The organism is Bacteroidota bacterium, assembly GCA_016721765.1.
Classification (GTDB): Bacteria; Bacteroidota; Bacteroidia; order UBA4408; family UBA4408; genus UBA4408.
On the sequence record JADKHO010000001.1, the window covers coordinates 2,042,336 to 2,054,368 of the forward strand.

The 12,033-nt window shown below is 36.5% G+C and carries 10 protein-coding genes; 6 read left to right on the plus strand and 4 right to left on the minus strand.

From position 1 onward, the window contains the following. The first annotated feature begins 379 nt into the window (after nucleotides 1-379). On the plus strand, nucleotides 380-976 hold the full coding sequence (locus tag IPP32_07575) for a YceI family protein (GenBank protein ID MBL0047935.1): 597 nt from the start codon (nucleotides 380-382) through the stop codon (nucleotides 974-976). 99 nt (nucleotides 977-1,075) lie between these two features. Next, nucleotides 1,076-1,531 carry a MarR family transcriptional regulator gene (locus IPP32_07580; GenBank protein MBL0047936.1) on the plus strand — a complete coding sequence of 152 codons (456 nt, stop codon included), beginning with the start codon at nucleotides 1,076-1,078 and terminating at the stop codon, nucleotides 1,529-1,531. A gap of 7 nt (nucleotides 1,532-1,538) precedes the next feature. Here IPP32_07580 and IPP32_07585 read toward each other — a convergent pair whose 3' ends face one another. Further along, nucleotides 1,539-2,186, minus strand: a complete 648-nt coding sequence (locus IPP32_07585) for an NAD(P)-binding domain-containing protein (GenBank protein MBL0047937.1) — start codon at nucleotides 2,184-2,186, stop codon at nucleotides 1,539-1,541. Nucleotides 2,187-2,205: 19 nt separating this feature from the next. After that, nucleotides 2,206-3,222: a UDP-N-acetylmuramate dehydrogenase gene (gene murB, locus IPP32_07590; GenBank protein MBL0047938.1), complete on the minus strand. Its 1,017-nt coding sequence runs from the start codon at nucleotides 3,220-3,222 to the stop codon at nucleotides 2,206-2,208. A gap of 88 nt (nucleotides 3,223-3,310) precedes the next feature. On the opposite strand from murB, the gene IPP32_07595 reads away from it, so the two are divergent. Both IPP32_07595 and IPP32_07600 read left to right on the plus strand, forming a co-directional pair. After that, nucleotides 3,311-4,438 carry a glycosyltransferase gene (locus IPP32_07595; GenBank protein MBL0047939.1) on the plus strand — a complete coding sequence of 376 codons (1,128 nt, stop codon included), beginning with the start codon at nucleotides 3,311-3,313 and terminating at the stop codon, nucleotides 4,436-4,438. Then, nucleotides 4,428-5,552: a glycosyltransferase family 1 protein gene (locus IPP32_07600; protein MBL0047940.1), complete on the plus strand. Its 1,125-nt coding sequence runs from the start codon at nucleotides 4,428-4,430 to the stop codon at nucleotides 5,550-5,552. Before IPP32_07595 ends, IPP32_07600 begins: the two co-directional genes overlap by 11 nt. Here the strand turns inward: IPP32_07600 and IPP32_07605 are convergent, their stop codons facing one another. Both IPP32_07605 and IPP32_07610 read right to left on the minus strand, forming a co-directional pair. Beyond that, nucleotides 5,553-6,248 (minus strand): ATP-binding cassette domain-containing protein, encoded by a 696-nt coding sequence (locus IPP32_07605; protein ID MBL0047941.1) that lies wholly within the window; start codon nucleotides 6,246-6,248, stop codon nucleotides 5,553-5,555. Nucleotides 6,249-6,354: 106 nt separating this feature from the next. Then, nucleotides 6,355-7,029, minus strand: coding sequence for a hypothetical protein (locus tag IPP32_07610; protein ID MBL0047942.1), 675 nt, complete (start codon nucleotides 7,027-7,029; stop codon nucleotides 6,355-6,357). 238 nt (nucleotides 7,030-7,267) lie between these two features. Here IPP32_07610 and dnaE point away from each other — a divergent pair, with 238 nt between their 5' ends. Both dnaE and IPP32_07620 read left to right on the plus strand, forming a co-directional pair. Then, nucleotides 7,268-10,756 carry a DNA polymerase III subunit alpha gene (gene dnaE / locus IPP32_07615; GenBank protein ID MBL0047943.1) on the plus strand — a complete coding sequence of 1,163 codons (3,489 nt, stop codon included), beginning with the start codon at nucleotides 7,268-7,270 and terminating at the stop codon, nucleotides 10,754-10,756. Nucleotides 10,757-10,882: 126 nt separating this feature from the next. After that, on the plus strand, nucleotides 10,883-11,746 hold the full coding sequence (locus IPP32_07620; protein MBL0047944.1) for a sigma-70 family RNA polymerase sigma factor: 864 nt from the start codon (nucleotides 10,883-10,885) through the stop codon (nucleotides 11,744-11,746). Nucleotides 11,747-12,033 lie beyond the last annotated feature (287 nt).

The following is a 12,033-nucleotide window of genomic DNA, read 5'->3' on the forward strand; positions in this document are numbered from 1 at the left end:
GGTAAGTAAAGTAATAGCAAAGTACTAGCAACAACTGAGCTATCCATAAATGAGCCAATCAAAAAAGAGTGAAGCAAGCTCGTTGGTGCTACATTTTTAAAAGAATCAAAATGCACAAGAGCAAAGCCAATTCTTTCCAAGAATAAAATCCCTAAACTGAGTAGAAACAAATAGAATAAGTAGGATAAAAAGGTTTTTGACCGCATAGTTAAACTGCAAATGAATTCATTTTTCAAAAATAGGCAATTCTGATTCAATTTTAAAGTATTGAAATACAGTGCAATGTGATTATTTTAATAAAAGATGTTGCAACATCAATTGTTTTAACATAGATTTGCGTCGTTATAAAAATATTTACTAAAACTAAAATTTAAGAGAAATGAAAAGAATAATGTTAAGTGCCGCTCTATTGGGCGGAATGCTAGTATCAGCAACAGCAAAACCGGATGCTACAGCTTGGGCAGTAGACAAATCGCATTCAAATGTGAACTTTACAGTTACACACATGATGGTAACTGAAGTGGATGGTAAATTCAAAGTGTATGATGGAACAATTCTATCAACAAACGATGATTTTAGTGATGCTCAGTTTAATTTTACTGTGGACGTTAACAGTGTAAACACCGATGATGAAAAACGCGATGGCCACTTAAAGTCGGACGATTTTTTTAATGCTGAAAAATTTCCGCAAATGAAATTTAAAAGTACTTCTTTCAAAAAAGTATCCGGAAAAAAATACGTTTTGGAAGGTGAGCTTACGATTCGTGATGTAACCAAAAAAGTGAAATTTGATGTTACTTACAACGGAACAGGTAAAAATCCATGGGGAATGACAGTAGCGGGTTTTAAAGCTAGCACAACTATAAATCGTATGGATTATAACTTAAAGTGGAATAAAACATTAGAAGCAGGAGGAGTATTGGTTAGTGAAGATGTAGTGGTAAGTATTAATATGGAAATGGTTAAAAGCAAATAAGGTGGATTAGTTTTAGTGGAGAAGGGTGCACAAATTTATAGGTGCACCCTTTTTTATTTATAATTCTTTTACTTTTAACATTCTAAAAGCGCAATAATTATGACAAAATCAATTTCTGAAGCAATCGTTCAAACTAAGTTTCGTAATGAGTTTCATAAAGCATATGTTGCCTTAGCTTATGCTTTTAATCAGCTGAATTATGCACACCAAGGATTTTTTAAGGAGTACGACATAACAATGCAACAATTTAACGTGCTGCGCATTTTAAGAGGTCAGTATCCCAATGTTTGCAACTTATTGCTGATTAAGGAACGCATGTTGGATAAAATGAGTGATGTGTCGCGAATCATAGAAAGACTAAGAATTGCGGGATATGTTGAACGTTGCTTAAATGAAAAAAACAGAAGAGAAGTGGAAATTAAAATTTCAAAAAGTGGCTTAAAATTGCTTGCAAAAATTGATCAACAAATTGATGATTTAGAAGCTCCAATGCATCAGTTAACCGTTAAGGAAGCGAAAGAATTAACAAAACTCCTTGAAAAAATAATTCAATGAGAAGACTTTAGCGAATCACCTTAAAGCCAAAATAACCATTTTTTGTAGCTACATAAGTTCTCACCCATATCGGTAACAGCATTTCCATTCCCCGAGCATTAGTGATATCGCCCAAATCAATAATGTCGTTCCATCCAAATTCAGTTAATAGTGAAATGGTTTCATTTTTTGCAGTAGCATTATTAGCGCAAACAAACATGGTTGGCACTCCGCCTGTTTTTGCAGGGTTTACCATAATTTCGCAATTTACAATGTTGAGCGTTTTCACCACATTTAAATCCGGGAAAGCGCGTTGAATTTGTTCACCTAACGAATCAGTATTGCATACCGATAAACTGGGCGGCATTCCTTTTGAAAAATCTAAAGGATTGCTGATATCAATAAGTGTTTTTCCTTTTAAGTTTTCCTTGCCTGCTAATTCAAGGGCTTGTAAGGAAGCCATACCCATGGTGCAATTCATTATAATACTTGAAAACTGAGCAGCTTCCGCAAAAGTGCCATGGAACGCATTTGGTCCATTAGCTTCTGCAAATTCTTTTGCACTTGCATTGTCTGCGGTGCGCGAACCCATTTTTACTTCATAACCTAATTTAATTAGTGCCGAACCGATTGTTTTTCCTACTGTTCCGGTTCCAAGGATGCCGATTTTTTTCATGAGGATAAGGATTTTTAGTTTAAATAATATTTACTTCTCTTTCGAGTGCAACCCCAAATTTGGTTTGCACCGAATCCATTATTTCTTGCGATAAATCTAAAATTTGAGCACCTGTTGCATCTTTGTAGTTTACCAATACAAGTGCTTGATTTTTATGCACACCTGCATCACCTTTTCGAAAACCTTTCCATCCACACTGTTCAATTAGCCAGCCTGCTGCTAATTTTGTTTCAGTGTCTGAGTTTCTATATCCAACAATATTCGGAAAGGCTTGTTTTATATTTTCAAATTGCACAGTGGGAACAACCGGATTTTTAAAAAAACTACCTGCATTCCCAATTTCGGAAGGGTTGGGTAATTTGCTGCGTCTTATATTGCAAACAGCTGCACTAATTGCTGCAATTGTAACCTCCTTCACATGCATTTGTTCCATTTCCGTTTCGATGGCTCCGTAACTCGTGTTAAATTTCGGAATTTTGTTTAATCGGAAGGTAACGGAGCTAATCATAAACTGGTTCTTTAGTTTTCGTTTAAAAACGCTTTCTCTGTAGCCAAATTCGCACTCGTTTTTTGAAAAATTATGAATACTTGCATCGCTGAGCTGAATGGCTTCTAAGCTATGAAATACATCTTTTATTTCAACTCCATAAGCTCCAATATTTTGCATCGGACTAGCGCCCACACAGCCGGGAATCAATGAAAGGTTTTCAATACCTGCATAGTTGTGTTGTATGCAAAAGCTGACAAAATTATGCCAGAGCTCACCGGCTGCCGATTTTACAAAAATATATTCTGGTGTTTCTTCAATCAGTTCAATTCCTTTCAAATTATTTTTTAAAACAATGCCATCAAAATTCTTTGTGAACAATAAGTTGCTTCCTCCGCCAAGGATTAATTGAGAAGTGTTCTTAAATTTTGGTGTATGAATAAACTCGGAAATTTCTTCCTTTGTATTCAATTCTAGGAAATAACGCGCTGTAGCTTCAATTCCAAATGTGTTGTATTTTTTGAGCGATTGATTTTCGATTAGTGTCATAATAGAGCAGCCTGCTAAACACAAAATTAGAATTAATATTGAATCTCAATCCCCTTATATTTTGTAAATTCGTTCACATTAAAACATCGTGAAAACTGCAATTGTATCTGTTATTAATGATTTAGCTACCGATCAAAGGGTGCATAAAACCTGCATGTGTCTGCACGAGCAAGGGTTTGAAGTGTTACTCGTAGGTCGTCAGTTAAAGGGAAGTTTAGCTGTTAATGATCGCGTGTATGCTACACACCGTATGAATTTGTTTTTTACTAAGGGGGTTTTCTTTTATCTCGAATATACGTTTAAGTTATTTTTTTACCTCCTATTTAAAAGGCCGCATCTGTTGGTTTCAAATGACTTGGATACCTTACTGCCTAATTATTTAATCTCAAAAATAAAGCGAGTCGATTTAGTTTACGATACGCATGAGTATTTTTGTTACGTACCCGAATTAATACATCGTCCGCTCAAGCAAAAAACTTGGTTAGCTTTAGAGAAATGGATTTTCCCCAAACTCAAAACGATCATTACCGTTAACGATTCCATTGCTCAGGTGTATGAAAGGGAATATGGAAAAAAATTGCATGTAATTAAAAATGTCCCTGCACGTAAAAATTTTACTTCTGTTTCATTACAAAAAACAAAGGAAGAATTAGGCCTTCCAGCGAATAAAAAAATTGTGATTTTACAAGGTGCGGGTATTAATGTGAATCGTGGTGCCGAAGAAGCAATTGAAGCAATGCTACACGTTAGCGACGCGGTTTTTTTAATAGTTGGCGGCGGCGATGTGGTGGAAGAACTTAAACTAAAAGTGCTCTTGTTGAATTTGGAAACAAAAGTGTTTTTTATTAAAAAAATTCCTTTTGCTGAAATGCTTCAATATACACGTATTGCAGATATTGGAATTTCTTTGGATAAAGACAATAGCCCAAATTATAGTTTTAGTTTGCCAAATAAACTGTTCGATTATTTTCATTCCGGAATTGCGGTACTGGTGACTCCTTTAATTGAGATAAAGCGCATTATGGAGGAGTTTAACAGCGGTGAAATGATAGAAAGTCATGACCCAAAACACATTGCCGCAAAGATTAATTTTATGCTTGCTTCCGAAGAAAAGATGAAAGAATGGAAAGCAAATGCTAAACTTGCAGCCGAAAAATATTGTTGGGAAAACGAAGAGAAAAAATTGATTGAAATCTACCGGCCTTTTGCAAAATAAACAACTTCACATTGTATCCTTTAATGTTCCGTTTCCGGCTAATTATGGCGGTGTAATTGATGTGTACCATAAAATACGTTGCCTGCACCAATTGGGTGTAAAAGTACATTTGCATTGTTTTGAATACGGTAGAGAAGAGGCTCCTGAATTGGATGAAATTTGTGCTTCCGTAAATTATTATCCACGCAAAAGTGGAATTCTGTATAGCCTTCATTTTCTTCCTTTTATCGTGCTAACTCGAAAATCAGATGCTTTAGTTAACAATTTAATGAAAGATGATTTTCCTATTATTTTGGAAGGGTTGCACTGTTGTTACCTTTTAGACGATGCCCGCTTGCTGAAAAGATTTAAAGTTTTTAGAGAAAGCAATATTGAACACGAATATTATTACCATTTATTTATGGCGGAAACTAAATTGTGGCAAAAAATATTCTACTATTTGGAAAGTTTAAAATTAAAGCGTTTTGAAAAAATTGTTGCTCATGCGCAATTGATGCTAATCGTTTCACAAAGTGATACGGATTATTTTAAAAAAAATTACCCCACTAAACGAGTGGAATACCTTCCTAGTTTTCACCCCAATGATGCCGTAGAATCTCTTGCAGGGAAAGGAGAGTATATACTTTATCATGGCAACCTGGCAGTATCCGAAAATTACCTTGCTGCTGCTTATATCCTCAAGGAAATTGCTTCTAAAAGCAATCGACAATTCATTATAGCCGGATTAAACCCATCAAAAGAGATAGTAAAACAAGCTTCCCTTCTAACGAATGTAACTTTGATTGCCAATCCGGATGATGCCCAAATGAAGCGATTGGTGCAAGAAGCACACATTAATATGCTGCTCACTTTTCAGGAAACCGGTTTAAAACTTAAACTTTTAAACGTATTGTATAGTGGCAGATTTTGCCTTGTAAATACTGAAATGCTTGCCGGAACCGGCTTGGCTTCACTGTGCGAAATTGGAGCTAATCCACAGGAAATGATTGCCAAAATAGAATTTTTATTTACTCAAGAATTCGAAGTTACTGCCATTGAAAAACGCAAAATGGAATTGAATAAAAACTATTCAAATGCCGCAAATGCTGAAAAATTGATGTCCCTGGTCTTTTAGTTACAACATGCCTGCAACCGAAATTTTTGAATCAACAATTCTACCTGCTTCACACTTAATGGTGCGCGATGGGAATTTTTTAAATAATGAATAGTCATGAGTAGCCATTAAAATAGCACGACCGGTTTTACAGATTTCAAATAGCAAGGTCATTATTTCTTCCGAAGTTTTTGGATCAAGATTTCCAGTGGGTTCATCTGCTAAAATAATTTCGGGATCATTTACCAAAGCTCTTGCAATTGAAACGCGTTGTTGCTCACCCCCGGAAAGTTCATGTGGCATTTTAAATCCTTTGGTGCCTAATCCAACTTTATTCAATACTTCTTGACACCTTTCCTGCATTTTTGTTTTATCCACCCATCCGGTTGCTCGCATCACAAAAAGTAAATTTTCGTTCACACTCCTATCACTTAACAATTGAAAATCCTGAAAAACAATTCCTAATTTTCTCCTCAAAAATGGAACTTCTTTTATCTTCAGAGCCTTTAAATCGAAGCCTGAAACTTTTCCTATGCCTTCATTCAAATGCAATTCACCATATAATATTTTTAACAAGCTGCTTTTACCACTTCCGGTTTCACCAATTAAATATACAAATTCGCCTTTGTCTATTTCAATATTTACATCGGTTAACACTAAATTCGATTTCTGAAAAACAGAAACATTCTTTATCTCAATAACGGTATCCATTCCCATAAGATGCACAGATTTTATACAAAGGTATTAAATGTTTGATTTTGAATTGGAGAAGCTTATGGCGATTTCTTAACAAAGCAATGAACCACTGCCAAAGCAAATCCAATTAGCTTTTTAAAATGATTCGAATACTTGCAAGGTGGGAAAATAATACCAAGGGCACAATGCAACAAGGTAACCACACAAATGGAAAATAAAGTACTGCAATATTAGGTTGATCAAAAGCAAATTTTTGAAATGGAAAGGGCGCTGAAAGTACTGCATTAGCAACAATGTTGACTAGTAATCCTAAACAAACAATGTTCCATGCGAGCAATGCATATTTTCCCAGACTCTTTTTTACATAGCCAAAATAAAAAACAACAGGAGCAGTTAATCCGGACAAAATATCAAAATTTCTGCCCTCAAAAGTCATCAGTTCCGGCACCGCTTTGTTTAAGAATAACCAATATAAAACCAATTCAACCGGAATACGAACCACGTGTAAAAGGGTTAACCATTTCACATCCAAGCTGTCGATAAATTGTTTTCCTTGTTCAGTAAAAAAGGTAGCAATAATGAGCAAAACCGGAATTAATATCAGAAAAATAAAACGGGGAGGTAGTGTATTTGTAACAGTATAAAATCCCGAATAACCTACAATCCCTTCCAGCGAAAGCCAAACCGAAAGTATTACCAATACTTGTTTTGAATAATGGCTGGCTTTATAAAACAGTGCCACAGTTAAAAAAGTAGTTAGTATAAAAACTAGGGAGATATAGGCAGGGAGTTGTGTTAGCATTTTCAGGATAAATGTAAAAAATATTTATGAAGATAAAACGTGTTTGGTGCAATGATTTTTTATTATTGCCCAATCCCGGTTCCTAAACAGTGTGTCTTTAAAAATCGAGTGCTAAGCGCATCAGTAATAGACAGAATATAGTTTTCAACACGAACAAAAAATCCATCTTGAATTTTTACTTTTACAAATCGCATTTTGGAAGTGCTTCTCAATTTAAATTTCGACTCAAACTAGATAAATGGATTTTTCTCACTTGCATGTGCATACCCAGTTTTCGCTCTTGGATGGTGCTGCGGATATTTCAAAATTATTTAAAAAAGCAAAAGCCGACAACATGAAAGCCATGGCAATTACCGACCATGGAAATATGTTTGGGGTATTTAAGTTTGTTGCAGAAGCAGGTAAGCATGGAGTAAAACCAATTGTTGGATGTGAGTTTTATGTGGTTGAAGACCGCCATAAAAAGCAATTTACGAAGGAAGCTCGTGATGTGCGTTATCACCAATTGTTTCTTGCAAAAAATCCGGAAGGGTATGCCAACTTATCTCGTTTGTGTTCGATGGGTTATATTGAAGGCATGTACAGTAAATGGCCTCGAATCGACAAAGAACTAATTTTAAAATACCACAAAGGATTAATTGCCACCACCTGCTGCCTTGGTGCTGAAGTGCCGCGAACAATAATGCAAAAGGGAGAAGCCGAAGGGGAGAAGGTGTTTAAATGGTGGCTTGATTTGTTTGGTGAGGATTATTATATCGAATTACAAAGGCATGATATAGATGATCAAAATACAGTGAATGAAGTATTGCTGAGATGGGCAGTCAAGTATAGTGTTAAAGTTATTGCAAGCAACGATTCACATTATGTGGATCAGCAGGATTACAATGCCCACGATATTTTGCTGTGTGTTAATACCGGCGATATGCAAAGCACTCCTAAAGCAACCGATGAAGAAGGGGGTAAAGGATATCGTTTTGGATTTCCTAACGATCAATTTTATTTTAAGTCAACCGCTGAAATGACGGCCTTGTTTCACGATGTGCCGCAAGCCATTGATAATACAAATGAAATTGTAGATAAAATAGAGCATTTAAAATTGAAGCGCGATATTTTAGTTCCACACTTTCCCATTCCTCAAGGGTTTATTGATGCCGATGATTATTTGCATCACCTCACATTTGAAGGGGCTCATAAGCGCTACAGCGACATGAGTGCCGAAATAGAAGAGCGCTTGAATTTCGAATTGCATACCATCAAAACAATGGGATTTCCGGGCTACTTTTTAATTGTAGCCGATTTTATAAAGGCGGGACGCGATTTGGGGGTATTGATTGGTCCCGGCCGGGGTTCTGCAGCCGGATCGGCAGTGGCTTATTGCATTGGCATTACCAATATAGATCCAATAAAGTATAAATTACTATTTGAGCGCTTTTTAAATCCGGAGCGTAAGAGTATGCCCGATATTGATACGGATTTTGATGATGTGGGACGTCAAAAAGTGCTGGATTATGTAATTGATAAGTATGGCAAAAATCAAGTAGCTCAAATTATTAATTACGGTACAATGGCCGCAAAATCGGCTATTAAGGATGTTGCCCGAGTTATGGATTTGCATTTGAGCGAGTCTGTAGCGCTTACGAAATTGGTTCCGGATCGGCCGGGAACTACATTGGAAGAGGCATTTAAATCGGTTCCCGAATTGGAAGCTATCCGCCAAGGAAATGACCTACGTGCACAAGTTTTAAAGGAAGCGATAAAATTAGAAGGCTCTGTAAGAAATACGGGCATTCACGCATCGGCAGTAATTATTGCGCCCGACGATTTGATGAATTATATACCTTTAAGTGTTGCCAAAGACGCTAATTTGTGGGTGACTCAATTTGATGGAAAAGTTATTGAAGATGCCGGTTTGCTGAAGATGGACTTTTTAGGACTTAAAACCTTAACCATCATAAAAAATGCCATTCAACTCATTGAAGAAAATCACGGAATTAGAATTGATCCGGATTTAATTCCCTTGGACGATAAAAAAACCTATGAACTTTTTCAACGTGGAGATACCATCAGTATTTTCCAGTTTGAAAGTCCGGGTATGCAAAAGCACTTAAAAGACCTTAAGCCCGATAAGTTTGAGGATTTAATTGCTATGAATGCCTTGTATCGACCGGGCCCTATGGAGTATATTCCAACATTTATTAAGCGTAAGCATGGGCTCGAGAAGATTAAATATGATTTTGATGTTACGGAAGATTTACTCAGTGAAACCTACGGTGTAACGGTTTATCAAGAGCAAGTGATGTTGCTTTCTCAGCGTTTAGCCGGATTTAGCAAAGGCGATGCGGATGTGTTGCGCAAAGCCATGGGTAAAAAGCAAATCGCGGTGCTTCAGGAAATGAAAAGTAAATTTTTAGCCGGCTGCCAAAGCAATGGGCACGATACCAAAGTAGCCGAAAAAGTGTGGACAGATTGGGAAGCATTTGCCAGTTATGCTTTTAATAAAAGTCATGCTACCTGTTATTCTTTTGTTGCCTTTCAAACGGCTTATTTAAAGGCGCATTATCCGGCTGAATACATGGCTGCTACTTTAGATAGTCAAGGTAATATTGAGAGCATTTCTTTCTTTATGGAAGAGTGTCGCAACATGAATTTACCGGTATTGGGACCGGATATAAACGAGAGTAATTTTAAATTTTCGGTAAATAAAAAAGGCGAAATTCGAATTGGACTGGGCGCTTTAAAAGGGGTAGGAGAGGCAGCTGTTTTGGATATTGTTGCGGAGCGTAAAGCAAATGGACCCTTTGCTACTATTTTTGATTTAACACGTAGAGTTAATTTACGTTCTGCCAATAAAAAAACCTTCGAAAGTCTCGCGCTTTCTGGTGCATTCGATTGCTTTAAAGAAGCCCATCGTGCGCAGTATTTTTTCAGTGAAAACGGAAACGAAAATAATTTTTTAGAGAAAGTGGTGCGTTATGGGAACAATGTGCAAGAGGGAAAAAACGCTGCACAGCATTCCTTGTTTGGTGACTCTGCAGAGGATGCGCAAATTCCGGAACCCGCAATTCCCGTGTGTGAACCTTGGGGCCCAATGGAAAAACTGCATCGCGAAAAGGAAGTTATAGGAATGTTTATTTCGGGCCACCCCTTGGATAGTTTTAGTGTAGAAATGGGTTTTTGCTCCAATACACTTACCGATCTTTCTGATTTGCCTAAATGGAGAAATAAAGATGTAACCCTTGCCGGGATGGTAACGGCTGTGAATCACAGGGTTTCTAAAACCGGAAATCCTTTTGGTAATTTTACCTTGGAGGATTATTCAGGAAGTTTTCAGTTTACACTTTTTTCGGAAAGTTATTTGAAAATGAAGCACTTTTTAGTCCCAAATTCATTTCTGTTTTTGAGTGGTAAAGTGGATTTACGATGGAAAACTACGGATCAGTTTGAATTTAAAATTAACCAAATCCAATTGTTAAGCGATGTGCGCGACAAGAAAATTAAATCAGTAACACTTCAGGTTAGTTTATCTGATTTATCGGATGGTTTAGTGAATGAAGTAAACGAAATAATTCATAAGAACCCTGGTAATGTAAATCTTAAATTTAACATTTCAGAACCCACCGAAAAGATTTCGATTGAAATGCTTTCTAAGAAATTTAAGGTAAGCCCTAACAATGATTTTTTAGAGCATTTAAAAGGTATTAAAGGCTTGAAATACTCCTTAAATTAATTTGCAGGGAAGCAGAAGCCAAAATATGTTTGGTGAAATTGACTAAAAACACTACATTTGCGGGCTTAAATAATTAGAACTTTCGTTTTAATTCAGTGATAACTTTCAACTAGAAAATACCGGAATATGAGACAGCTCAAAATCACCAAATCCATTACCAATCGTGAAAGTGCCTCGTTAGACAAGTACCTTCAAGAAATTGGTCGAGAAGAATTAATCAGTGCTGAAGAGGAAGTGATATTGGCAAAAAAAATCCGAGATGGCGACCAAAATGCACTCGAAAAATTAACCAAAGCCAATTTACGTTTCGTTGTTTCCGTAGCAAAACAATATCAAAATCAAGGTTTGAGTTTGCCCGATTTAATAAATGAAGGAAACTTAGGTTTGATTAAAGCAGCAAAAAGATTTGATGAAACCCGTGGATTTAAATTTATTTCCTATGCTGTGTGGTGGATTCGTCAATCTATTTTACAAGCCTTGGCTGAACAAGCGCGTATCGTGCGTTTACCTTTAAATCAGGTTGGGTCTTTAAACAAAATCAACAAAGCTTTCTCAAAATTAGAACAAGAGTTCGAACGTGCTCCATCAGCCGAAGAACTTTCAGCAATTTTGGAATTGCCCGAAGATAAAGTTGCTGATACCATGCGTGTATCTGGCCGACATGTGAGCATGGATGCTCCTTTTGTGCAGGGTGAAGAAAATACTTTATTGGATGTCTTGATTAACAGCGACTCTCCAAGAGCAGATACAGCATTAATCTCTGAATCGCTTCAACGTGAAATTGAACGATCTTTATCTACTTTAACCGACAGAGAGCGAGATGTTATTAAATTATTTTACGGAATCGGCTTTAGCCATGAATTTACGCTCGAAGAAATTGGAGATAAATTTGACTTAACACGTGAACGCGTGCGTCAGATTAAAGAAAAAGCAATTAAACGTTTAAAGCATTCATCAAGAAGCAAGCATTTAAAAACATACTTGGGATAGTTAATTCTCAAACAAAATAAAAGGGGTTATTCTTAATTGAGTAGCCCCTTTTTTTATTGAAGAACTGATAACTATTTTTTTGAAAAACTCCTAGGCGCAGATTGGTTTGGATATGATTTCAGATCTGCTAATTCGACTGCTATCAGATCTTGATTAATTGCATGAGATAAGTAATCCTTTCCTATTAGCGTTTCATTAGCATGCAAGTTTAGCCAAGCTGAGAATTCTAGTGCAAATTGGGACGTGTATAAAATCAAAAAGCCCCTGCATGAGCAGAGGCTTTTTGA